The sequence below is a fragment of the Acinetobacter sp. ME22 genome (genome assembly GCF_022012315.1).
Classification (GTDB): Bacteria; Pseudomonadota; Gammaproteobacteria; order Pseudomonadales; family Moraxellaceae; genus Acinetobacter; species Acinetobacter brisouii_A.
Genome location: NZ_JAKLTL010000012.1, coordinates 25,549 through 49,155, shown reverse-complemented (window position 1 = coordinate 49,155; position 23,607 = coordinate 25,549). Strand labels below are relative to the sequence as shown.

20 protein-coding genes are annotated in these 23,607 nt (G+C 39.1%); 10 read left to right on the top strand and 10 right to left on the bottom strand.

The features are described from left to right. Nucleotides 1–17: 17 nt before the first annotated feature. Nucleotides 18–1,019: an AraC family transcriptional regulator ligand-binding domain-containing protein gene (locus LVY74_RS14500; protein WP_237815650.1), complete on the bottom strand. Its 1,002-nt coding sequence runs from the start codon at nt 1,017–1,019 to the stop codon at nt 18–20. Continuing rightward, nucleotides 1,016–1,942 (bottom strand): diguanylate cyclase domain-containing protein, encoded by a 927-nt coding sequence (locus LVY74_RS14495; RefSeq protein ID WP_237815649.1) that lies wholly within the window; start codon nt 1,940–1,942, stop codon nt 1,016–1,018. Before LVY74_RS14495 ends, LVY74_RS14500 begins: the two co-directional genes overlap by 4 nt. A 323-nt stretch (nt 1,943–2,265) precedes the next feature. Between LVY74_RS14495 and LVY74_RS14490 the strand changes: the two genes are divergently transcribed. The 5 genes from LVY74_RS14490 (at nt 2,266) to LVY74_RS14470 (ending at nt 8,829) form a co-directional block, all read left to right on the top strand. Then, entirely contained in the window at nt 2,266–4,755 is a 2,490-nt protein-coding gene (locus LVY74_RS14490; protein WP_237815648.1) for a TonB-dependent receptor, read from the top strand. Between the two features lie 78 nt (nt 4,756–4,833). After that, a complete protein-coding gene (locus LVY74_RS14485; RefSeq protein ID WP_237815647.1) occupies nt 4,834–6,813 on the top strand; it encodes a phytase in 1,980 nt (659 codons plus the stop codon). A 97-nt stretch (nt 6,814–6,910) separates the two neighbouring features. Further along, complete coding sequence (gene tolQ / locus LVY74_RS14480) at nt 6,911–7,609, top strand: protein TolQ (RefSeq protein ID WP_237815646.1); 699 nt, start codon at nt 6,911–6,913, stop codon at nt 7,607–7,609. A gap of 12 nt (nt 7,610–7,621) precedes the next feature. Further along, a complete protein-coding gene (tolR, locus tag LVY74_RS14475) occupies nt 7,622–8,068 on the top strand; it encodes a protein TolR (RefSeq protein WP_237815645.1) in 447 nt (148 codons plus the stop codon). A 152-nt stretch (nt 8,069–8,220) separates the two neighbouring features. Continuing rightward, nucleotides 8,221–8,829 carry an energy transducer TonB gene (locus LVY74_RS14470; protein WP_442862804.1) on the top strand — a complete coding sequence of 203 codons (609 nt, stop codon included), beginning with the start codon at nt 8,221–8,223 and terminating at the stop codon, nt 8,827–8,829. Nucleotides 8,830–9,418: 589 nt separating this feature from the next. Here the strand turns inward: LVY74_RS14470 and LVY74_RS14465 are convergent. Both LVY74_RS14465 and LVY74_RS14460 read right to left on the bottom strand, forming a co-directional pair. Further along, nucleotides 9,419–10,684 carry a type II toxin-antitoxin system HipA family toxin gene (locus LVY74_RS14465; RefSeq protein WP_237815643.1) on the bottom strand — a complete coding sequence of 422 codons (1,266 nt, stop codon included), beginning with the start codon at nt 10,682–10,684 and terminating at the stop codon, nt 9,419–9,421. After that, nucleotides 10,684–10,989: a helix-turn-helix domain-containing protein gene (locus tag LVY74_RS14460; RefSeq protein ID WP_000366814.1), complete on the bottom strand. Its 306-nt coding sequence runs from the start codon at nt 10,987–10,989 to the stop codon at nt 10,684–10,686. The genes LVY74_RS14465 and LVY74_RS14460 overlap by 1 nt, the downstream gene beginning before the upstream one ends. A 1,302-nt stretch (nt 10,990–12,291) precedes the next feature. Here LVY74_RS14460 and LVY74_RS14455 point away from each other — a divergent pair. Next, nucleotides 12,292–12,429, top strand: a complete 138-nt coding sequence (locus tag LVY74_RS14455; protein ID WP_237815642.1) for an AlpA family phage regulatory protein — start codon at nt 12,292–12,294, stop codon at nt 12,427–12,429. 70 nt (nt 12,430–12,499) lie between these two features. Here LVY74_RS14455 and LVY74_RS14450 read toward each other — a convergent pair whose 3' ends face one another. Next, on the bottom strand, nt 12,500–13,096 hold the full coding sequence (locus LVY74_RS14450; protein ID WP_237815641.1) for a putative adenosine monophosphate-protein transferase Fic: 597 nt from the start codon (nt 13,094–13,096) through the stop codon (nt 12,500–12,502). Between the two features lie 12 nt (nt 13,097–13,108). Then, nucleotides 13,109–13,276 (bottom strand): YhfG family protein, encoded by a 168-nt coding sequence (locus tag LVY74_RS14445; RefSeq protein ID WP_002125865.1) that lies wholly within the window; start codon nt 13,274–13,276, stop codon nt 13,109–13,111. A gap of 274 nt (nt 13,277–13,550) precedes the next feature. On the opposite strand from LVY74_RS14445, the gene LVY74_RS14440 reads away from it, so the two are divergent. The 3 genes from LVY74_RS14440 to LVY74_RS14430 are packed head-to-tail and all read left to right on the top strand — an operon-like array spanning nt 13,551 to nt 19,572. Next, nucleotides 13,551–14,015: a hypothetical protein gene (locus LVY74_RS14440; RefSeq protein WP_237815640.1), complete on the top strand. Its 465-nt coding sequence runs from the start codon at nt 13,551–13,553 to the stop codon at nt 14,013–14,015. A 12-nt stretch (nt 14,016–14,027) separates the two neighbouring features. Then, nucleotides 14,028–16,367, top strand: coding sequence for a hypothetical protein (locus tag LVY74_RS14435; RefSeq protein ID WP_237815639.1), 2,340 nt, complete (start codon nt 14,028–14,030; stop codon nt 16,365–16,367). 4 nt (nt 16,368–16,371) lie between these two features. Next, nucleotides 16,372–19,572 carry a site-specific integrase gene (locus LVY74_RS14430; protein ID WP_237815638.1) on the top strand — a complete coding sequence of 1,067 codons (3,201 nt, stop codon included), beginning with the start codon at nt 16,372–16,374 and terminating at the stop codon, nt 19,570–19,572. Between the two features lie 246 nt (nt 19,573–19,818). Here the strand turns inward: LVY74_RS14430 and LVY74_RS14425 are convergent, their stop codons facing one another. The 4 genes from LVY74_RS14425 to LVY74_RS14410 form a co-directional block, all read right to left on the bottom strand. Then, the gene (locus tag LVY74_RS14425; RefSeq protein WP_237815637.1) at nt 19,819–20,037 is read right to left on the bottom strand and encodes a hypothetical protein; all 219 of its coding nucleotides are present in this window, start codon (nt 20,035–20,037) and stop codon (nt 19,819–19,821) included. Between the two features lie 4 nt (nt 20,038–20,041). Then, nucleotides 20,042–21,337, bottom strand: a complete 1,296-nt coding sequence (locus LVY74_RS14420; protein ID WP_237815636.1) for a Y-family DNA polymerase — start codon at nt 21,335–21,337, stop codon at nt 20,042–20,044. Nucleotides 21,338–21,351: 14 nt separating this feature from the next. Continuing rightward, on the bottom strand, nt 21,352–21,978 hold the full coding sequence (locus tag LVY74_RS14415; protein ID WP_237815635.1) for a LexA family protein: 627 nt from the start codon (nt 21,976–21,978) through the stop codon (nt 21,352–21,354). 111 nt (nt 21,979–22,089) lie between these two features. Further along, nucleotides 22,090–22,731 carry an SOS response-associated peptidase gene (locus LVY74_RS14410; RefSeq protein ID WP_237815634.1) on the bottom strand — a complete coding sequence of 214 codons (642 nt, stop codon included), beginning with the start codon at nt 22,729–22,731 and terminating at the stop codon, nt 22,090–22,092. Between the two features lie 256 nt (nt 22,732–22,987). Here LVY74_RS14410 and LVY74_RS14405 point away from each other — a divergent pair, with 256 nt between their 5' ends. Next, nucleotides 22,988–23,599 carry a hypothetical protein gene (locus tag LVY74_RS14405; RefSeq protein WP_237815633.1) on the top strand — a complete coding sequence of 204 codons (612 nt, stop codon included), beginning with the start codon at nt 22,988–22,990 and terminating at the stop codon, nt 23,597–23,599. Nucleotides 23,600–23,607: the final 8 nt, after the last annotated feature.

The following is a 23,607-nucleotide window of genomic DNA, read 5'->3' as shown; positions in this document are numbered from 1 at the left end:
CAGTTAAAGCTAAAGGACTAAGATTGCGCTGCTTGTACCGTTAAGCCACTCCAACGTTTAAAGGCCCGACGAAAATTAGTAGTGTCATTAATCTGCAAGTATTGAGAAATCTGTTCAGTTTTAAAGCCGTGTACACGATATAAGTGTATGGCTGTGTGTAACCGGCTTTGATCCAGTTGTGCTTGGAAATGGGTTTGGTGTTTCTTTAGTTTACGTTTCAATGTCGCAGAACTCATTTGAAAATGTTCTGCCGTGTGTTCAAGTTGGATATTACTTTGAATATTCTGCATCAGATACTGATGCACACCCAGTAAAAAGCTCTGTTGGAGATGCTGAGCACTCATGTATTGCAAAGCCTGCTGATGACTGATGGTCGCAAGCGTTGCTGAGGCACCAGGCAATGGTTCATGAATAAAATGGCTAGGTAAGCTCATCATATTCATTGGACGGTTAAAGGTCAGGTCTCCGCCAAGGTGCGTCCAATATTGCTCAATATAGTCTGGCTCATTAAAGTTAAACTCAAAGGTCCAAGGTAACTTGCTTTGATACAACTGTCTGCTTAAGGCCTGTATTGCACTCATTGCACTTTCAATAAAAAAGCGATTTTCAATTTTGTTTTCGTCTAGCCAATAGAGATGGATCTGGTTCGAGCTATACATGATACGAGGACAGAGCCAGGGCGAAACTGAAGCAAAAAAAGTTAAATAGCGATTCAAGGCATCATCTAAGGTCGATGAATAAAGCATGGCTTTAATTGCATCATTGAATGGAGTGGTTAAACTGCGCTGACCAAATAAGAAGCTGATATCCTGATTACGAAAGTACTGTTCAGCATTTTTAAGGATGTGCTGGAATTGTTGCTGATTTATCAGCTTATGACCAGAAAAAATATCTTCAATAAAAAGCCCACTACCGCGAAGTAACACATGATGGTCAACTTCATGACTAGCCGCCAAATCAATCAATATTGATAGCTGATGATGGGCAGGAATAAAAGAGTAGTCGCATTCAAAACTCATACGCTTACCCGTTGTACTGCATAATGCTTTTTCAACTGCATGAGTTGTTGATTTAAGGCATTGAGTAATTGTTGTGGTTGATCATAGTGTTGAATTGAACAGGAGGTGGTTAATGCTTTTAGGGGAATATGGACAGACAAATCGCGATGATAATAGGCATTGGTTATGATCATACGTTCTAATTGATGGGCAATATTTTCAGCTTGTTGTGCTGTGGTATTGGGCAATAATACGATAAAGCGATCCCCAGCAAAGCGGCAAAGTAAATCATGTGGACGCAAATTTAGGCTCAATAATTGAGAAATATACTGTAGGACAGAAGTACCCTCATCAAAGCCGTATAGCTGGTTAATTTGGTTGAAATTCTGCATATCGATCAAGAGCACGGTTACATCACTTTTAACGATGTCATCTTGTTCCATGATTGATTTAAGTTGAGCCTTAAAATAGTTGGCATCAGCTAAGGGAGTAAGCGCATCGAATAAACGATGGTCCCTATAGACACGCTCACGCTTTTGCATCTGTTTGGATATGGCAAGCTCTTCTTGATGCCAGAAATAGATCCCTGTGGTCAGTAAACATAGACCAATCGGAAAGGGGATGGATTCTAGCCAAGCATCCCAAATGATTTCTTTGGGTAAGCGGATAAACTCATCCAAAGTATCCATCCACATATGGAAGAAAATAAAGCACAGTCCATAAAACATATAATGGGTGACTCGACCCAAAGGACGGCTTTTGACAATAAAAAAGATCCAGATTCCGATAAAAACAGTCGCTCCACCTTCGCCTAAAATATCAACCCAATTCCATTCATGAAGGGATTTGATCTGCCCTAAGCGAATAAATAGCCATAATGAGAGCGCGCAGAAAGTTGCTAACAATAAGAAAGGCTTGCGGTAATAAGCAAAATATTTCGGCATAACGTGTAGAGAAGGTCTATTTGGGCACAAGCTAAACAGGTTTAGATGACAGTTTAATGGCAAGTGTTAGAGTCAAAACAGATCAGGCTATTTTGAGCTTTTAATGATGAAAGTAAGGGAAAACCCTGTATTTACAGTGAATATGTACCTTTTAATTCGTCAAAGAATAGATTTAGACAGATCAAATCAGCTCATTGGGCAACAAGAAACCCCTCAAAAGGTCCAAATGGAGAGGGAGGGAATCATTGCTGTCACATCCTGTTCATATTCACTTTTTATTGTGCGCTCAAACCATGCCACTTTGGCCTGAGGGGAAGAATACAATGAGCAATCTGAATAGCCGTTTAGTCAGAAATAAACGTGCGGGCTTTCAGCTCAGCACACTGGTCTTGTCAATGTTAAGCCTGACACATGTTTATGCGCAGGAAGAAAATAATGTGGAATACGTGCAGGTCATTGGACAAGCCGCAAGTATAGATAAAGCACTAAAAGAACAAAAACGTGCGGACCAGATCAGCAGTGTGGTACATGCCGATGGGATTGGACAATTACCCGATGATAATGCAGCAGAAGCTTTACAACGTATTCCTGGGGTGTCTACCGAACGTGATCAAGGCGAGGGGCGTTTTGTTTCAGTGCGGGGCTTGGGGGCGGATCTCAATTCAGTCACCATTAATGGAACCCTCGTGCCTGCACCTGAAAGTGACCGTCGTGGTGTAGCACTGGATGTATTGCCATCGGAGTTGGTGCAATCGTTGGCTGTGGTCAAAACCCTGACTCCAGATATGGATGCTAATTCTTTAGGTGGGACCGTTCAGGTCGAAAGTTTATCGGCTTTTGATCATGATGGCTTGTTTTATACCAGTACAATTGAAGGCAGTTATGATGACAAACGGGAAAAATATAGCCCTAAAGCATCAGGTGCGATCAGTAACCGTTTTAGTGTAGGTGAAGGTCAGGATAACCTCGGGGTGGCATTGGCCCTGAGTTATCAAAATCGAAAGTTTGGTTCTGATAACGTTGAAACTGGTGGCGCATGGGATGGTAATGCGCTCGAAGAAACGGCAATGCGTCAATATGATATCGAGCGAGAGCGCATTGGTGCGGGGCTAAATTTTGATTACCGTCCTAACGATACGGGTGAATATTATTTAAGAACTTTATACAGCCGTTTTAAAGATACCGAATCGCGTCAGGAAGTCGCCGCTGAGTTTTCTGATCCATTGCTGGCTGGACAAAGCGGTGATGCAGAAGTGACTCGCTCATTGAAGAGCAGAGAGGAGACTCAAGAAATTCAGTCTTTTGTTTTAGGCGGTAAACAAGGGTTCGGCACCTGGACCGTTGAAGGACAGTTGGGCTATAGCGAAGCATCAGAGGAAAATCCAGGCGGAATTTCTGGGGCAAAATACAAGGCAGAATTAAGTAATGTGGGTTTTAGCAGTACACAAAAACCAGTGATTACGGCAGATCAGGATCTTTACGATGCTGCGAACTATGAGTTGGATTCGATTTCTTGGGAACAATCCAAAACCACGGATAAAGAGTACAACGCAAAGCTAGATTTTCTCAAAGACTATATGTTGGGTAATTATGCCGCATCGTTTAAGTTTGGCGGCAAGATTAGTCAACGTGAAAAGACCAACAATACTGATGAGTGGGAGTACGAAGACTTGAGTACCTCAAGTTCGGACTTTAACTCCAATAGTGACTATGAACTCGGCCAGTTTGGTCCCAGCCTCAATGTAGATGCGATTAAAGCCAAAATTAGCGGTCTCAACGCCAGTGACTATGTCGTGGCAGATGGTTCAATCATTAACGATTTTAAGTCAAATGAAGACATTCAAGCCGCCTATTTGATGAATACGGTCGATTTAGACCAACTTCGCGTGATTGCCGGATTACGTTATGAGAACACCCAATTTAAAGCGCGTGGTTTTGAGTTTAATGATGATGTGATCACATCCACCCAATATGAAAATGACTATGATCATTGGTTGCCGAGTTTACATTTCCGTTATCAACTCGCAGACAATGCCTATCTTCGTGCTGCATGGACCAATAGTGTAGTACGACCGAACTTTGCACAAAGTGCACCAGGTGTATATATCGATGGTGATGAGGCCGAGTTTGGTAATCCAATGCTAAAGCCATTGGAGTCCTCGAACTTCGATTTAGGGGTTGAAAAGTATTTGGGTCAAGCCAGCATGGTCGGTTTTTATGCATTCTATAAAGATATCGATAACTTCATTTACAACACCAATATTGCTGGGACAGGGCAATGGGCTGACTTTGATGAAGCGATTACTTATAAAAATGGTAATCAGGCCAAACTGTATGGGATGGAATTTGCTTATTCACAGAAGTTTGACCACTTAGCAGCGCCATGGAATGGGATGTTATTGGGCTTTAATACGACTTTCAGTAAGTCTGAGGCTGATATCGATTCGATGAAAGATGGCGAGATGCTGAGTCGTCGTATTCATCTGCCGAACCAGTCCGATGTAGTGGGTAATCTCATGCTGGGCTGGGAAAATGAACGCTTTGGCGTACGTCTTTCTGCAAACTATAAATCGAGCTATTTGTATGAATTGGGTGAGATCGATGCGCCTGAAAAAGACATTTATACCGATGACCAAGTCTTTCTCGATTTCAGTAGTCACTTGAATTTATCGAAAAACCTGCAGTTGAAGTTTGATATACAGAATATAACCGATGAAGTCTATTACAACTATTCCGGTTCTAAAGCCTATAACGCGCAATACGAAGAATATGGTCCAGCCTACAAGCTTGCACTGACCTATACCCATTTCTAAACCGAATTAAATATTAGTCCTGAGGTTTTCTCTACATGAGAAGACCCGAGGCGGTTTAACCCAATTTTGAGTATTTTTATGAATGTTTCATGTTTTAAGTTGTCGGTTTTAACCAGTTGCATCTGGCTACTGACCGCATGTAGTCAACACGGGATTTTAGCATCGGCTCCGAGTAGCTCAGCACTTCAATCCTCAACACCTCAGCTGGATCAACCGCAAGCAGCAAAGCTGCAGTTACGTGAAGTCGACATCAATGATGCTAAAGCTGAAGATATGCAATGGTTAAGTTTGAGCACCTGGCCTGAAGTTGCTGGAGTGTTAACAAGTAAAAATAAAGGGTTGCTGTTTCTAGACGATGAACAAAATGTCTTGCATCAAATTCAGGGTCAGTTTGGACGTTTTGATTATCGCATTGGTGCAGAGCGTTTATTGATTGCTACCTCGAATTTGCAACAACAGCAAATTCAGCTCTTGAGTATGAACTTGCAGAACAAAAGCTGGGATAAATCGGTTTTTATTCCAAAACGTACCTTTAAGTCCGAGGATGTCTGCTTATACACCGACCCACAAGGTTTAAGTTTTGCATTCCTGGTGGGTGAAGAGGGGATTGGTGAGCAATGGTTGGTTGCCAATCATGAAAAAGCACTTGTGCAACCCAAACTGGTCCGACGTTTAAGTTTTCCGCCCGCGAGTAGTGTCTGTAAAGTGAATGATACTTCGGCTGAACTATTCATTAATGAGGCGAATGTGGGGGTTTGGGCATATCCTGCACATTCTGAAGCGGACATGGTACGCCAAGCTGTTGACCTTGTAGAACCTTTTGGTTCGATTCAAGGTACACCTTCTGCCATTGCGATTGTGGATGATCAGGTAGCGGTATTAGATGAAGAAAAAGCATTACTTTACCGTTATCAAAAGCAAGATAAGCACTGGAATAGATTATCTCCTTTAGTGCTGGATACAGTAAAAGAAGCCGAGAGTCTAAGTATTCGTGGCAATGCTAGCGATAAAGCACTGCTGATTTTAGATGATAAAACTGCCAAGACCACAGAGCTTGAATGGCCAACGCAGGCAACCCAGCGCACAGCAAATATTGTCACGATCCCTGCAGAAGTCCAGACTGAGGGTGTCCCAAGCACAGGGGATGCTGCTGATGATCCTGCCATTTGGCATAACGCAGCACAGCCGAGCCAATCCCGCATTTTAGCTACAGACAAACAAGGAGGCTTGCAGGTGAATGACTTACAGGGGAAAACGGTACAGTACCTGCCTGTAGGTCGGTTGAACAATGTCGATGTCCGTCATGGTTTTAAGTGGGGTAATCAGACTGTTGATCTGGCGGTGGCATCGAACCGAGACCATAACAGTCTGCATGTCTTTGCGATCCAACCTAACACAGGCAAGGTTTCAGTACTTGGCGAGCTTCCAACAACGCTAGATGACATCTATGGCATCTGTATGTACCGCGATGCTCAAGGTGAAATCTATGCCATTCCGAACGATAAAAATGGCACGTTTATTCAGTATCACATTACCGCAACACAGCAGAAATTGCAGGCTCAAGAAGTCCAACGTTTTTCCGTGAAAACGCAACCTGAAGGTTGTGTAGTCGACGATGCCACTGGACGCATTTTCTTAGGTGAAGAAGATGTTGCAGTATGGGTTAAAGATCTTAATCCAAAGGCTCAGCTACCGATGCAGCAAGTACTTGCTGTGGGAGATGTCTTATATGACGACATTGAAGGCATGGGACTTTATAACGCAAAAGACAAAAGTTACCTAGTGGTATCTAGTCAAGGCAATGACAGTTTTGTGGTTGTGGATAGCAAAGCACCGTATACAGTTCGGGGCGCATTCCGAGTAGGGATTAACACTGAAAAAGGGATTGATGCCGTTTCAGAAACCGACGGTTTGGATGTGAGTTCTCAAGATTTTGGCGGTAAGTGGAAACAAGGCATGCTGGTGGTACAAGACGGACGCAAACGTATGCCAGAAAGCAACCAGAACTTTAAGTACGTTCCTTGGGAAAAAATAGCACAAGCCCTGCACTTGGACTAAATGCTAATTCAGTATATGGGCTGGTGTAGCAAAGCACAGCCCACTTTTATAAATACCTACGCTGCAGCAAGCAGCAATTAAAAAATTGGGGAGCGTTATGCAAGCAACAATGGATCAAATGTCAGTGTGGATGCTGATTAGTCATGCCAGTGTATTAGTCAAAATCGTGATGATGATTCTAGTCTTAGCTTCCATGGTGAGCTGGTATCTCATTGTACGCCACGGCATGTTACTGCGTGGACAAGAACAACTTTGGCACCGTTTTTTAAAGAACTTTAGACAGCAAAAAGATTTAAACCAGTTACAGCAGGAATACCAGCAGTCTGAACAGCACAAAGGGGTGGTCAGTATCTTTCAACATGGGGTTAATGAATATCATCAACTGATGAAAGATGAAAAGCTCACTACGGCTGATGTAATCGATTGTGTAGAACGTCGTTTACTCAGTAGCATCAGTGAAGAAGAAGAAAAGCTCCAGCAAAATCTGACTTTCCTTGCAACAGTAGGCTCTGTTAGTCCTTACATCGGCTTGTTTGGAACGGTTTGGGGCATTATGAATGCTTTTATTGGACTATCTGGTGTTGAGCAGGCGACTTTAAATACTGTTGCACCAGGCATTGCAGAAGCTTTGATTGCGACCGCAATAGGCCTATTTGCAGCCATTCCTGCTGTAGTGGCTTACAACCGGTTTTCGGCACGTGCTGACAAGTTATCTAGTCGCTATTACGGCTTTGCCAATGAGTTACAAACCAGAATTTACCGTTTGCTTGGACATACTGAGCGCAGTTCGCGTTAAGGGGTAAGAGTCATGATCAAGCGTCCTCAAAAGTTGAAACCCAATGCAGAGATGAATGTAGTCCCCTATATTGATGTCATGCTGGTGCTGTTGGTGATTTTTATGGTGACGGCACCGATGCTGACACAAGGGATTAAAATTGATTTACCTAAAGTCGATGCCGATGTCATGCCAGCGTCACAACAGCAGCGTATCGTGACTTTATCCATTCAGGCGAATGGCCAGTATTACTGGAATATTGGTTCAGAAGTGAATACAGAAAAAGTGACTGATCAAGCGATCGATTTAAGCAGTATGCAACAAAAATTAATACCCATGATCCAAAAAGATCAAAGCCTACAATTCTATGTTCGTGCAGATCAGAATGCTGACTATCAATTAGTTGCACAGGCCATTGCAGCCTTACAGAAGAGTGGTGTGACCAACTTGGGCTTAATCACGGAGGAACCACAATCATGATGGCAATAGCATCAAAAATCAGTTTTCGTGATCAGGGGCTAGCTTTAACAGTCACAGCAGGCTTACATATTGCGGTGATTGCCTGGCTTGGTACGGTTGAAATGCATGAAACATTCAAAGAGCCTCAGCCGAAAACGATCCAATTGCAATTTATCCAACTGCCACCACCAGTCCAAGAGCAGCCAAAAACAAAACAGCCTGAAGCCGTGGTTGAGAAAAAAGTTGCTGATCAGCCCCCTCAAAAAAAGCAGGTTGAGCAGCCTAAAGAAATACAGCTGAAAACTGATAAAAAGTTTGTGGAATCCAAAAGTGAGAAAGTTGCGCCTGTGGCCAATAAAAAACCACAGCAGGTGTTAACTGAAAAACCAAGTACAACAACAGAAACTAAGAAAGTAGCAGAGATTGAACCGAAGTCAAACCTTGCAACGCAGTCTATGAATGACAAGCCGACAACATCAAAAGCACAATCCAGCGAAACAGCGACTTTTGATGTTAAAAACTACCAACCGGTTTCCAAAATTGCACCTTCATATCCTGAATCAGCTTTAGATCGAAAGATCGAAGGGGACTGTACAGTTGTTTATAGCGTGAATGAAAAAGGAAGAGTTGAAAATCCAAAAGCACAAGGTGATTGTCACCCGATGTTTGTACGTCCTTCAATACAAGCTGCACTTAATTTTAAGTATCAGCCGAGATTAGTCGATGGCAAACCGACGAGTGTGCTGAATGTTAAAAATACATTCCAATATCGAATTTCATGAAATATTAGTTGTAATAACACTAAATATAAAAAAAATGGAAGAATAATTTACTAAGTTATTGTTTTTAAGTTGATGCTTGTTTTGTATGGGGGTGATAATAACTTCTGATTACTAGTTTTTACCTTAAATATACCGATTGAAAGATTCATTTAAAGGCTATGAATATATGAGTTTTACAGTTTGGCTAGGTCAGCATGAGTACTTTTCACAAGATTTAAGATCGACCATGAACGTGATTAAGTTATAGGGGATTGATGAAATAGTTTTTATGAATTTCTGGCTTTCTGGGCTGATTTTATCAAATTCATGTCTATGCAAAATTGCGACATATTTCTCGTGCTGGTAGTTATCCAGAGTTTGGTCTGCATCTATCCATAGTGCAGACCTTTTTTTATGGTGACAGTTTTTTCTTAGTGATTTTCGATCTGGATGTAGTGATTTCACGTTTGCAGAACATATCTTGGCGGTGATCCATCTAATATTCGTGGTTATAAAGCGAGCTAATTCACAGGTTCTACAGATTATGTAGCGACTAACTATATCAAAGTCTATTTGCAGTTGATGGTTGGCGCTTAGTTTATATTTACGCTTAGGTTGCCGTTAAAAAATCAATATTCTGTTGAATCCGTGATTGAATCATCTGTAGGGTAGATTCTCGAATTTGATTGGGATAAAGGCGCTGCGCAATTTGACTGAATTGAAGTGCAATTTCACGCATAGCCAAGAAGATCTCATCGACTTCTAGAGTAGTCAGATTAGCTTCTGAAGTACCGAGTTTATGTATGTCATTTCGGGAAATATTGAGCGCTTCGCCCATAATGTCCATTTGATGATAACCACCTGGACCTTCACAGAAGGTTACATCATAGGCTGGAGCCAATTTCCATTGACCATTTTTTGCCATGAGAAATGAAAAGTTCTTGGTATGGTCATCCCGATTATTGAATAGCACATTAAACACAGCGCGTTTAAAAGCATGCATCCTTTCTCGCACATCTTGCGTACACATCAAGGTTGCCCGGAGAAAATTGCGATAGTCTAGGCTACCTGGAACTTTATAGTCTGCTCCAGTATATGCAGCCAAACTCTGCATTGGAATCCGCATGCCATTTTGACGGTCGAATCGTTTAGAAGCAAAAGCCGTTAAACCATTGGGTAAATTAAAGAAATGGGTATCTGGAGTCTCGATTGCACAAAGACGTAAACATTCAGCATAGACGGCTTCAATGGCACAAACTTCAGGATGCTCTTGCTGAGCAGGAAACTTAATCAGCCAGGCTTCATGTTGATCAGAAGCTTGCGTTGAAAACTCTAGGCTAATAGGATCTCGGTAAACCAATGCTTTGGGTCTGGCACCTTGGGGGGAGCCACCCATGACCAGCAAATGTTGTAAAAATTCGCCACCTTCTCCTTTGAGGACTTCTTGGACTTCCTGTGCCAATTGCGGCAGGGGAATATTCTCTGACGTTTGCATCTCTGCGACACAGGGTTCAAAGGAGAGGGCACCCATTGCATGGGTGCTAATATAAGTTAGACGTTCCAAAGGGCCGATTCGTGCTGGATTCAGTCCAATTTTTCGAAAATATCGATCCATCAACAACATGCCCCAACCATCCGGCAAAGCATCATAGATTGGACCAGGTAGTCCCATCTGGTGAGTAGGAAATCCTTGTCTCAGTGGCAGACCGTTTAACGGTAATAGGTAAGAAGAGAGCTCAATACTGTGACTTATTGCTTCAGAACTATATTCAAAAGCAATGGTGGGTCTACCTGTGGTGGCTGTTGAGCTAATCAGCGTTCCCCATAACCATGATTCGCCCCAACCGTTGTAATAAACATTAAGTCTATTGAGCATTATCCCTTCCTCTTAATACGGTGGCGCTTACTTTGACTCTCATAGCGTAGAATGTCATTTACACTGTTAAGCTGAGGTTTAAACAGCTCCTGAAGTTCGTTTAATCGACCCAAGACCATTGCAATACGGACTAAATTTTCAACAGATACATTTCGTCCCGCTTCAAGATTCGAAACCGTATTCACGCCGACACCAGCGCGTGCTGCAACCTCAGCTTGAGACATCTCCAAAAAGAGTCGTTGCTTACGTAAACGCTCACCTAAAAGAGTCACAACTTCTTCGGGTTTAGTAAAATATAAATCCATTAAATTGGGGTTAAAGATTAATTAATTTAATTAAAACACAAAATAATGGAATTATTCTACAGATATCGTGTAGTTAAGGTTAGCTTTGTTGCGCTGTACATCGAAAATTAAGTATGGTCCTTGGGTGTCGGTTGCTGAAAATCATCAGGATGTACTTTGACTGATTGTTGATACGGAGATTCCAGTATTTTCATTTTTCTTTCTAGGTCACATTACTTAGCAGGGGTTCTTCAAAAAGTAGCCATACTTTAAAAATCCTATAAATATTGAGGATATTTTCTTAATGCTTTCAATATAGCATGCAGCGATATGTAACTCGTACGGGCTTAATCTGCCTTTCAGTATAAATTTTTTTGGCGTGAGAGGGGGGAGGCGTGAGGACAAGCAATTGATATCGTGGATACTTCTAAATCATTTATGTAATAGAAGACGTCAAACATGGATTTAGGGGTAACAACACTAAATCTAAAAAAATTGGAAGAATAATTTATTAAATTATTGTTTTTATGTGGTTGTTAGTGATGTTGTGAATAATAATAACTTTTTTCTTGATGAATTTTACCTAAAAAAATGATCGGATAATTTTCTTTAAATGTCATGTATGCATGAATTTGATAGTTTGAATGGATCGGTATGTGCATTTTTAACAAGGTTAAGGATAGACCATAAACGTGATTAAATGGCAGGGGATTATTGAAAAATGAATGGATTTAAACACTACATGTATGCACGAAAAAAGTATCGCTGCGGTTCTGTGGACAGGCTATATTGAGCATTGAATGTAAATGATTCAGTAATTGTCTACATGCTATAAGACCAGCATGATGAAGAATGAAATGTAGTTGCAAATTTCTAACCTTGATTGAAAAGCATAGCGTTGTTATTCGGAGAAGTGAGGTGAGCCATCCTTCTCTTATTCACTTAAAATGATTCTTACTCAACTGATCTCGACTCATGTACTGATTCCAATTAGGCGGACAACAACTTTCAACCTCTATTTTTTCCTACCACATCTCTTGTATTTAATCCCTTCTTTGGAAATGTGATTCAGCATCACCGTTGGCAGTTGAATCAAATCAATGACATAGTTCGTTGGTTCAAGAAAAGCAGAAGAGGCTGCTTTATTGCAAAAGAGAACATTCGGATCAAATGGATTGGATTACACAAAAGCCATGATACTGCCACAGAGCAATTCACTTGCATGTAATCTGTAACATTCATTCTGGTCATCAGACGTTGATTAATCACTAAACACCATGAATTTATGTATAGGCAGTCTTTTTGATACATAAGTTGATTAACATGGTGCAAGTTTCATTGCTTAAAAATTTATCTAAATTAACGATATATTCAATGTTGGATAAGAAATCTGCATATTACGATCTTCACTTTCCGAAGAGTATTAATATTTCAAAGAATCGTGTTTGTTGGTCTATCTAGGAAATTAATCAGTGGATTGAAGCTAAATTGGCGAGTCGTTAAAGATTCGGGGCTTCGGCTCCCTAAATTGTTAGGTATTTTGGATAAAGCATATTTCAAAAATTTGAATTAATGGATTTAAATTGCCATAAAAACCTTCAATATTGGCTTGAATCCATTGTTGTTGAGAGTCAATGCGAGACCAATCAATACCATAACCACAATAAGCAATCAGATGCTCAAAGAAAATCCGTTGTGTACGTCCATTGCCTTCACGGAATGGATGTATGACATTAAGCTCACAATACAAATCGGCAAGTTGAGGAATCAGATGTTGTGGTGCTAAGCCTTGAAAGTACTTTTTTTCTTGAAGTGGTTTAAGTAATTTATTGGTTTCAATTTCAATACGGGAAAAATTACAAAAACGGGTGTCACCTTTGGAAATATCGATTTGTCTTAACTTTCCTGCCCAGTCGTATAAGTCGCCAAAGAGCTGCGCATGAATTGATTTTAAGTATTGTAAGTCGTAAGGTGGTTCAGCATATTCAATTAAGTTACTTGCCAATCCAGACAGTTCTAGTTCAGCTTGTTCTAAAATTTGTTCATCACGAATATTGAGTTTGTTCTTTAGGATATTTGTGCCAGGGTAACAATACAGGCTGTCACCCATTTCCCCATATTTATCCATACATGTACCTGACTAAGTTTCGGGTTGCGAATACTTCTTATATTTTTGCAAGATTTCAGCTTTACTTTGTTGAGTTGTTTGAGCTGTCGTTGTAATGCCTTCAAGCTTTAGGCTGGCTTGATAGTTTTGCGCACGTGTCGCTTGAATATATTTTTTTTTCTGTTCAGTGGTTCTGAGCATTTCGAAACTCCATTGATGCTACACGTGAAGTAAGTATAGCAGAGAATCTTTTTGATCAATGCTGCATACACAGCATTTCAAAATGTAATACAACGGTATTATTTCATGTAATAACAGAAAACTAAAAAAAAGTGGAAGAATTTTTAAAATTTAGACGACCCATGATAAGTAAACCATATGTATTTGTTGATAATTGTAATTTTGAGAAAATTTAGTTGATAAATTAAATGAATTTTCATATACAAAGATATGCTCATTTTTTATATCGATAAAAATGTTAAAATTTGACTATTTAGTAAAAAATATAGAGATTTTTATGGGGCAATTTATCATGCCCTTTTGCTTTGACCGACCAGATGTTCTGCTTGATATGGTGAAAATCAATTCAGAATTATTGAAAATCAAAAAGATTAAACAGAGTCAGAAAGTAGTAGTACAAGCAAAGTTCAAAGTAATCTATGTGAAAATTTGGCAAAAAATCTTGCTATTGATGCAAACGGAGCCAGGCTTACGTGTGCATTCTAATTATGTTGCAATCTTACAGTTGATACATAATCTTGATGATTTTATCGAAAAATCACAGCAACACTTGTGCTTTGAGAGAAAAGCTCAGAAAGAGCTGGATGCTAAATTTTTTGCTAGATTTTTTAAGCTGACAAAAAGTTCAATCAAAGATCAACTTTTACCAAATTGTTCAGATCGTAATGAATTTAACCAATGCAATTTGATAAAAAATTAAGCGAAAGCGAATATGCCAAAGATTGAAACAGAAGAGCAATTCTTAGATTTAGCAGAAAAATTTCAACAAGCTTATTGTCTATTACATGATGATGTTGTGAATACACAATTTGTCGATCTATCAGATGATTTATATGAAGAAGTCTACGCTCTATACAAATTAGCACAACAAATTTATAGCTATGTATCAGGCACTAGGCAGATTGGTAAGTATTCTTTTTTAGCTGCTGTGAGTTTTTTTGCATGTCCAGATACTAGTAATACACAAGAGCTGTCATCGGAACGCTATTTGATTCTACAAGCGAGTTTTTTAACATATCGGCAGTATCAAGAATTTGCAAAAATTGATAAAGCTGAGAATAAGCAAAAACATGTTTGTGACCTCTTACGCTATGTCTCACGATATGTGCTGGATTCTAATCATGCTGAATTATTTCATGAATGCAGTAAGCTGCTAAATTGTTATGTCATGTACGAACGTAATTTGAAAAAAGAGGATCGTAATCAACTTTTTAATATTAAAGATTTCAAACAAGTACAAGTCATAGAGTATTTATCGGCTCTATTAATAATTTTTAAAAGACTAGATGATCGTCGTGTTGTTCATCGTCAGCGTCAGTCAAAAAAAAGCAAAGTTTTGAAATGGCCAACTAAAAATGAACTCAAAAAATTTCGTGAAATAAAATCAGGTAAGCATGAAGATATCGGACATAACGCAAAGATCAGTTTTTATGATGCCTCTATTCACAAAGATGAAGATGGTGAAATTGAGTTATTGGATACTGAAGTAGAATTATACTCAGAAGATGAAAAAACTAAAAATTTTAATCATTTAATTAGTGATTATGCTGCGTATTACACGCGGCATCGCCAACGCCGTCATGCGCCATTTATTACAAATCCACATTATTTGGCGCCAGATATACTGAAGCAAATTGTTTATGTGTTAAGAGCTGAATTATCAGGACGACCGAGGAATGCGGCGATCGCTGCTGCCTGTTTATTGTCTTTATTGACGGGATTATCACCCGTTGCACTGATGAATTTTAATGACCTTATTCAGGAGGGTACGTTGATCCAAAATGGTTCAAGTAGACGTCGCGAATATTTACTCAAATTAAATCTTAAAATTACAGAGCAGAAGATTAAGAGCTTAAATCATGTGCGATGGAATGAAGTGATGACACATCAACTACATTTACCTTCTGCTTGGTTTGACTATATAGAACAAGCATCGAATCCACTAATTTCTTCAACACACATTAATACCAAACTTAAGAATTGGCTTGATAATCGGTTTGTAGGTTCGATCACTGTTGAAAAACTGCAGGCTCAATTATATTTTCATATATATTATGAAACATATAATGAATATCTTGCTCATGTAATTGCTGGGCGGGATAGTCAGCATCACATGCCTGGTATCTATTATGGAGGGCTACCGAAAACTCAACTCAGTAGCACATATCTAGCCTTTTTAGAAACAGCACTTACACCACATTCCTCGCAATTTACTGAAGACACGGCTGAACTCAAAATATTGCGACAACAATTCAAAGTGCAATCTGCATTATCTATAGGAAGGATAGGGAGCCAACTGGCACTTGAACCCGATTTTGTGAAAGAGCAATTCGATAATTTACATAGACATTGTCACGAAAACATCCAAAAAGATAAGCATATTATTAATCAACTTAATGCATATGCGTGTTGGATTTGGCATATCAGCTTGTTGAGTTTGGCAAGTCGGCCTAAAAAAAACCTGTTGGGGAATTTGGATGATTATTGTGTTGAGCTCAAGCTTTTATATGTAAACGATAAAAGAAATAGTAAAGCAAGAAAAGATGGTCGTTTTATCCCTTTATCTGATTTTTTCATAAAAACACTGCAAAATTACACTGCCTTTTTAGAACAAATTATTGAAGCGTACAGTTTATTTTTTAGACAAGTCTTTGCAAAGAAGAAGATTACTGTAAATGATCTTTTTGGCAAGGTCATTTTTAGTAAAGATAATCTTCCGATGACTATTAGAGAGTGGCAGAGTAAACGGATTAAGTTAATCCCGTTATCAAGGAGCTGGGTAAATACATATATGCAAGGAGTCTTTCCCAAAAAAATGTATTCGAACTGGTTACGTCATTTTGATATGAATTTTTTGATGCATGCAGAAGAAAAAGGGAAAACTGCTTTAGCATTTCATTTAATTCAGGCCCTCTATGGTCATGACCAACGTGACCGAGAGGCTTTTCATCCTCATTCTTCACTTATTCCGAATGTCTATGTACAGCAAGCCCGCCAGCAATTACAAGATAATATCAAATCTTTATCGATTAAACACTTAGAGCGAAAATAGTTGTATGCAAAAAATCAAAGAACTAATAAAACTACAACTAGACGATCTATTTGTTGATATTCAGAAATTGGTGAAAAAGTCGCTAGATAGACAGCCTTCTTCACCTGAAGTATTGACGCAAGACATGCAGCAAAAACTTGATCAGCAGATCGCCGAAAAATGGCATGACATTAAAGATAGTGTTGATTGTTTGAGTCAAAAATTGAGCCGAGATGAACAATCTAAACTGATGCAATTTACTGAAGATGAATTTAATAAAAGAAGGAGGCAATTCAACCAGAATGTAGATAAAAAATCATACAGAATTAGGCTAAATCCACATACTAAACGGATCGTACTGCCTAGAAAAATTGAGAGTACGGAGTCACGGTTAAAACAAGGGCAGTTACATGCTCAGGTACTCAACGCTTTGAAAGCGTATTGGAAAGTTTCACTTGGATATTGGGATGACCCTAAATATTTGTGGGGGGACTTATGCTTAAGTTTTATATATATTTCAGGCTGTGCAGATGAACAGCATCTGGTTGCTATTCAGCAGCAATTGCAGGAGGCCATTGAGCTTGGTACAGATCTGAATTGTTTTCGCTTATACCATTCGGACTACAAAAAAATCACTAATCCATTGTTGCTACATTATTGTGTTGAAAACTCTCAATATGGCAACGATGTAGAACAGAGAAAGTTGTACCAATGGAAGCATGTTTTTTTTAACCCATATGCTCAGTTCATCTTGCAATATTTAAAAAAGTTGAAAGCTACTCATAAAGAATATCGTCTGCAACAGTCAATTGAAGATTGTATTCTGGAAAGCTTGAGTCGCATGGGACGAAACAAAAGTTTGGGCGATCTGCAATATCAAGTTAAACGCCGTGGATTTCGTGCATTTAATGATGTGCAAATGGTACTTGAATTTAATCCAAACCTTAGCCTAGATATATTTTTAAGTAATGTACTTCAGCAAGAAATTAATACCGTCGCCTTACGGCCATCCGAATTTAGATTGCTATGGAGTAATGAACGTAATCAAGTCATGGAACTAGAGAATCGCCCTATTCATTTTGAACAAGAGCAGTTACATCCTGAAGTTCCGACGGCTCAAAGCAAATTACAAACGATTCCGTATGAGTTGATGTTGTTTGATCAAAAGAAACGTAAAGGTCAAAAAGTTGAGCGCTTAGATAAAAAGAGGAATAAAGAAGAACGCACGCTACGTTTTTGGCAAGAAACCAGAAGGGTGTTAGAGGAGAAGATGCGTGATGCAAATACGGAAGAAAAGTCTTTAATTGAAGCTCAACTACGCTTAATTCACTGGTTAGTGCATTTAAAAAAAAGAGGGCTTCAATTATCAACTATTGAAAGCTACTTAGGATCGTTTGCTAAAGAATTTATATTTGAAATTTGGCTTAATAAATTGGATTTAAAGCAACAATCTATTGATGATTATGAAGATTTATATCGACAGTTGTTGAAATATAGCAGTGAACGAGATGCACAAGCAACTCAACGTGAAGCTGTTAAAGGAAAAACCTCTCGTAAGATGCACCAAACAGCAGAATACCGTTTTGGTCGCCTAAAAGATTTTCATCAATTTTGTATAGAGAGTTTTGATGCACCAGAGGTATTGGTGTTACAGAATTCAAGTTTTAAGCATTTACAAATTTGCAATGCACGCCTAGTGAGTCCTTTGTTATTTGGCAAGCTTTTGGGAAAATTAGAACATTTAAGTCATGAGCCAACGGCATCAGAGTGGGTCGATCATCTGAGTTGTTTAAAGCTGATGTATTTACTGAGTTATAGAACTGGACTTCGATTAAATGAAGTTCGTTGTCTTAGAATACAAGATATTATTTGCCCAGAGTTACTTTATAAAGAAAAAGAAAATACAGCTTTTAATAATATCACGCTTCATATTCAGGATAACTCCTATCGCCGTCTGAAAACGAAAAGTTCAAATCGTCAAATACCATTGAAAATTGCCTTATCAGAACATGAGTTTTTAGTAGTACAACGTTACATACAACATCGTTATAAGCAATATTTTGTTAATCAGCAGGATGACCTACTTTTTAGTGTTAATAATCGTGTATTAACTGATCAATGTATTAGCAAAATTACAGTTGATTTGTTTAACCAAATATTAGGTATGCATCATGGCTTTAGTTTTCATACATTACGCCACAGTGCTGCCAACTATCTAGCAATAACTTGGCTCGGTTCAAAAGAAATGATCAAGACCTACACAGACTGTCCTTGGGTAAAAGCAAAAAAGATGCGTGATTTATTGTTTGGTGATAAAGCGCGTGCTCAAGAAGAGATTATTCAACATAAATGGCAGGTGCTTGCCTCTTGGATGGGGCATAGCAGTATTGAACAAACGGCTTCTAACTACCTTCATGTTTTGGATTTATTAGCAGTCGATCGAATTTATAATTCGCCGTGTATCATTTCCAAAAAAGTATTAGAACAGTATTTTGGTCCAGTGAAATCAAGTACAGAGTACATAAACTTAAATCGTTATACTCAGCAGCAGAAATGGTTTAATTCTTATCAGCAAACACAGCCAGTTGCGATGGCTGGCCAACAAGAAATGAAGTTTAGTATCGAGAATAGTACTCTGACGCCTTATCAACGTTTGATAAGTTTTAGAGATGGTCGTTTAAGCGAAGATACTCAAGCTCAAGAATGGATGCAGCGATGTCAATTTATGAGCACTAAATGGATGGACCCCAAAAATTTTAATTTAAAAACGAATTATGTTAGTGGTAAAAATTTAGATGTGGGTTGGTTTGATGAACTTTACGACAAAGCTAAGAAATTGACACGTTCTGATGAAATAATTCCTCTCCTTGATTTACATAACCAACATGATAAGGGGAAAGGTATACCTAAAGAGGTGAACGTGGTCAATACACTTAAGGCAGTATTATTATTTGGAAAATTACGTAAAAACTTTCTACATTTTCAATGCATAAAGAAAGATGATGAGCAACAAATTGCTAATTTTATTGCTGGTATAGAGCCAATTCTTGGAGATCACCTAAATTTAGACAAACAGAATTATCCAGTTAATCTGGAAGCGCGTGAGAGAACAGTTAAAATTAGTTTTCAAAGAGTTGTCGGCTCTAACAAAAAAAATGTTACTCCTCTCGTTATATTTAATTTAATGTTAAAAATCATGCAAGAAGATGAACTCTGGTTAAAATAGCCTAAGCAAATTAAAAAGGGGAATTTAAAAGCTTTAGCATCACAGTTTGATCACTGAATTTTAGACAATAGTGTGAAGATTAGCGTTTTGGTAAATCGATGAGCTAAAGTGTTGTAGTCCAAACCCGATCTGACAGTTACCCATTTTTTAGTGGGTCTGTTAGGTTAAATTTGAGCTAAATTTTTCTCAGTCCAAATTCATTTCCAATCAAGTAATGTTTCAAGTGGTGTGCGACCACTGCACAACTTAATTTACTGTTCCTAACACAGGTATCAACTTCGGCCTAGCCATCCTCGCTTTGCTAATGATCTCCACCAGCTCATCATAAGTCAGTTCAAACTTATCCTCACTATCAAAAACATAGACCATATTCTTGCCTTCATGTTCAGGAGGAGTAGGTGGTACAAAGCGTTTCGGGATAAGGAGTTGAGTAATTTGTTGGTCGGTTAATTTAAATAAGTGCATGTTTTTATCCTACTCTTGGTAAGTCAGACCATTTGGTTAAATATGAGGGTGATCTAAGGTTTTGATTCATGTGCCATGAGGCTTCTTGATTGTTGGCAATGCCCAGTGTGACTAGATTTTTCCCAAATCGTTCACTGATGGCTTCGATTGCATCTGAAAGTTTTTCGCGCTCTTGCTTATGCGAATAGTCCGTGAATAGGTCAGGCACAAACTTGGATTTGTCCGTAATTTCAAGCAGTACGATTCCTGCCTTTTTATACTTAAAACCCTTCTTAAATATCTGATCGATACCCTTCATCGCAGCCTTGGTGATGAGCAGTAGATCATCAGTATGCTCATGCATCTGAACCACGATGTAAGGCGAGTAGCGCTCAGTCTTATCAAAGCGACTGGTTTGGATATAGACCCCAATCATCTTGCAGATTGATCCATCATCTCGCATACGCTTCACAGCTCTCGCAACATAAAGCCGTACAGAAGCCTTGATTTCATCCATTTCATACACTGGGTTGCCATATGAACGGCTGATGATGATTTGCTTCTTCGCTACAGCATCGTCAGTTAGGTCGATACAAGAGAGGCCCTGTAGCTCAAGCACCGTCTTTTCCATCACGATACTGAACTGCTTTTTTATTTCTTTAGGATTGGCATTAATCAGATCTAGAACAGACTGAACACTCATGGCATTAAGTTTCTTACAGTTCTGCCTGCCTACGCCCCAAATTTCGGATACATTAACCTGTGCGAGTAGCGTTTCTGTAGAGCAAGGGTCCATATGGGCCAGATTACACACCCCACTGAAGAACTTATTCTTTTTGGCAAGATGATTGGCAATCTTGGCTTCAGTTTTAGAGCGACCAATTCCAATGCAGCAGGGTAGTCCCAACCAACGCCAAGCCTTAGCTCTCATGTCCTGCGCATATTCAGTCAGGTCAAATAGATGCTCGTAAGCTGTGAGCTTCAAGAAACATTCATCAATTGAATAGACCTCTTGGTCTCCTGGTGCAACATAGTCCCCAAGCAACTCCATAAAGCGCTTGGACATTTCGCCATATAAGGAGAAATTACTCGATAGCACCTGAATGTTATGTTGTTTGATTAGCTCTTTAATTTGGAATACAGGAACGCCCATCTTGATGCCTAAGTCTTTCGCTTCCTGACTTCTGGCCACAGCACAGCCATCATTGTTACTGAGCACAATGGTCGGGCGGTCATTCAAGGATGGATTAAATACACGTTCACACGAGACGTAGCAATTATTCACGTCGACTAACGCGAATATTTCATTTTCACTTTGCATGGTTATTCTTCTTTTTATGAGCGGTGATAAATACGTTTTAAATTGAAAGTCACCACACCCCAGATTGATATGGTCTGACTGTCATCAGGGATGATGTGATTGTAATTAGGATTTTCAGCCTTCAACCAAAGTTCTGGAAGCGGATAATCTTCATCTCCAAATATCTCTTTGATTTCAGACTTGGACATCTTATTGGTAATCATCAACCGTTTAATGGTTGATGCACTATTATCAATTAGAGCAACAACGATATCGTAATGCTTGGCCTCTATACTACGATCGACAATGATTGGGTCATTGATCTCAAAACCAGCATCAAGCATAGATTCACTGTCTACATAAGCAATGAATGTAGAAATAGGATTGTGAATCAGGAACTCATTTAGATCGAGCGCTTTGTCTTGTTCGTCCTTGGTGCTGAAGGCTGGACCAGCAGGAATACGCTCTAAAGAGACGGGAATTGATACTTTGAATTTTGGTAGTACTGCAGTAAGCCCTAATTTCTCAACAAGCTCATTTTGAACAGCGATTTGTTCAAGCACAGTATTGATGGTGGGGCTTGGCTTACCCTCTGGACCCATGAGCTCTTGTAAAGATGACCATGCGTCTTCAGAGAAGTAGATAGGCAACTTCTTAGACATGAGATACTCCTACGCTACGAGGCGTGTTTGGAAGTAGAATTTGTCTAAATAGGATATTACTAACAGCGTTTAAAATTCAAATTTAAAAAGTTGTGGATAAACAAGGATGCGTCAGAATAAGACGTTTTGTTTCTGCTCATCGCGTGGAAAAGTGACGAATTCATCAGGCATTTGAAAGAAATATTCATGCGCGTGTTCATGATCTGCTGTTAGCCAGTCTTTTCTGTACTGTTCTGGAATAACGATGATGGATCGCTTCTCATCCTTCGGTGCATGGAATTGCTTCATAAAAGGGTGATGGTCGGAATTGATGGTTAACATTGAAAATGAGCGTATTTTATTCCCATCAATCACGGTATCATCATAGATCCCTGCAACAGTAAAAGGCTGATCATCTTTACGCTTGATGGTGTACCAGTGTGGTTTACCATTGATGTATTTGGGTTCGTAGAACTCTTGCACAGGCACAAGACAAAACTTGCTGTACTTCCATGCATGTCGAAAACTTGGCTTATCTGCTACAGACTCAGTCCGCGCATTATAAGTATGACTGCTAAACTTCAACTCTTTCGCCCAGCTTGGTAGCAAGCCGAACTTTGCGATATCAAGCTCTAAGTGATCAGAACCATTTAAGATGATCGGGGCATGATAGGAAGGGAACACATGATCCTTAAGCTCAAGATCAAACTGGCTGGTATCGACACCCAAAAGTGTCAAATTTCTTTTACTTGGAAATAGGTAATTTGAGCACATAGAATAATTTTAACTCAAAGCATTACTTAGAATTATATACCTGCTTCTGTGAACATGAGGACTTTATGATGTTGGTTTATAGGGCTATATGAAAAAGTTACAAGAATATTTAGAAGTGAAGTACTCTCTTTATTTGAATAGAATAGATTTGGTTGACAGATTCCTTAAATAGCAATAAATATTGGTTGACATAAGTCGTATTTAGCAATAAATTGATTTTAACTCAACATTTCACTACTTTTGCGGATAAAATTTTATGGATTGGCGTCATCCTTCTTATTTTGAACCACAGCTAAATGATGAAGTAATAGGTTTCTTTGCTCAGCATATGCTGAATATTTATCGAGATATTCTTTATGTACTAAGTACAGAAGACGATTCAAATTATGGTCGTGGAACAAGTATTTTTGATCGTACACGCAATCGTTTTTTAAGCCTGATTATGAAGAAAGAGTGCCCTGTAGATGTTCATTTGGTCAATGGTTCTTTAAAGTTTATTTTTCAAATTGGTAGTGCAACTATCCGATTCTTAAAAGATGACTTTGAGAATCCAAAGAAAAAGAAATACTTTATGCAGCAATTGCAAAGTATGAGTTTATTTCCACTTGATGAGCAAGAACCTCACTATTGGCGCTTTATCTTAAATGAACCGAAAACGTTAGATGATGAACCATTAGTGGTATTTGTAGGTTATAACTTGGCAAATGAAGTGGTTGCGTACTGGGACTCTAGTAGTATCTCTGGTATGAATTATATTCATTTAGATGAGCCAGAAACTCCGACATCTGTGGAATTAGGTTCACCATTGGTAGAAGATCCAGACATGGATAACGAGGATGACGACGATTCCGAAGCTGTAAACAACTAATTGTAAGA

Coding starts and splice junctions, on each gene's coding strand:
- LVY74_RS14415 (WP_237815635.1), bottom strand. CDS start 21,978: ATGTCTAAGAAGTTGCCTATCTACTTCTCTGAAGACGCATGGTCATCT.
- LVY74_RS14410 (WP_237815634.1), bottom strand. CDS start 22,731: ATGTGCTCAAATTACCTATTTCCAAGTAAAAGAAATTTGACACTTTTG.
- LVY74_RS14490 (WP_237815648.1), top strand. CDS start 2,266: ATGAGCAATCTGAATAGCCGTTTAGTCAGAAATAAACGTGCGGGCTTT.
- LVY74_RS14500 (WP_237815650.1), bottom strand. CDS start 1,019: ATGAGTTTTGAATGCGACTACTCTTTTATTCCTGCCCATCATCAGCTA.
- LVY74_RS14455 (WP_237815642.1), top strand. CDS start 12,292: ATGGTGCAAGTTTCATTGCTTAAAAATTTATCTAAATTAACGATATAT.
- LVY74_RS14405 (WP_237815633.1), top strand. CDS start 22,988: ATGGATTGGCGTCATCCTTCTTATTTTGAACCACAGCTAAATGATGAA.
- LVY74_RS14445 (WP_002125865.1), bottom strand. CDS start 13,276: ATGCTCAGAACCACTGAACAGAAAAAAAAATATATTCAAGCGACACGT.
- LVY74_RS14435 (WP_237815639.1), top strand. CDS start 14,028: ATGCCAAAGATTGAAACAGAAGAGCAATTCTTAGATTTAGCAGAAAAA.
- LVY74_RS14460 (WP_000366814.1), bottom strand. CDS start 10,989: ATGGATTTATATTTTACTAAACCCGAAGAAGTTGTGACTCTTTTAGGT.
- LVY74_RS14430 (WP_237815638.1), top strand. CDS start 16,372: ATGCAAAAAATCAAAGAACTAATAAAACTACAACTAGACGATCTATTT.
- LVY74_RS14420 (WP_237815636.1), bottom strand. CDS start 21,337: ATGCAAAGTGAAAATGAAATATTCGCGTTAGTCGACGTGAATAATTGC.
- LVY74_RS14485 (WP_237815647.1), top strand. CDS start 4,834: ATGAATGTTTCATGTTTTAAGTTGTCGGTTTTAACCAGTTGCATCTGG.
- tolQ (WP_237815646.1), top strand. CDS start 6,911: ATGCAAGCAACAATGGATCAAATGTCAGTGTGGATGCTGATTAGTCAT.
- LVY74_RS14495 (WP_237815649.1), bottom strand. CDS start 1,942: ATGCCGAAATATTTTGCTTATTACCGCAAGCCTTTCTTATTGTTAGCA.
- LVY74_RS14465 (WP_237815643.1), bottom strand. CDS start 10,684: ATGCTCAATAGACTTAATGTTTATTACAACGGTTGGGGCGAATCATGG.
- tolR (WP_237815645.1), top strand. CDS start 7,622: ATGATCAAGCGTCCTCAAAAGTTGAAACCCAATGCAGAGATGAATGTA.
- LVY74_RS14450 (WP_237815641.1), bottom strand. CDS start 13,096: ATGGATAAATATGGGGAAATGGGTGACAGCCTGTATTGTTACCCTGGC.
- LVY74_RS14440 (WP_237815640.1), top strand. CDS start 13,551: ATGTTAAAATTTGACTATTTAGTAAAAAATATAGAGATTTTTATGGGG.
- LVY74_RS14425 (WP_237815637.1), bottom strand. CDS start 20,037: ATGCACTTATTTAAATTAACCGACCAACAAATTACTCAACTCCTTATC.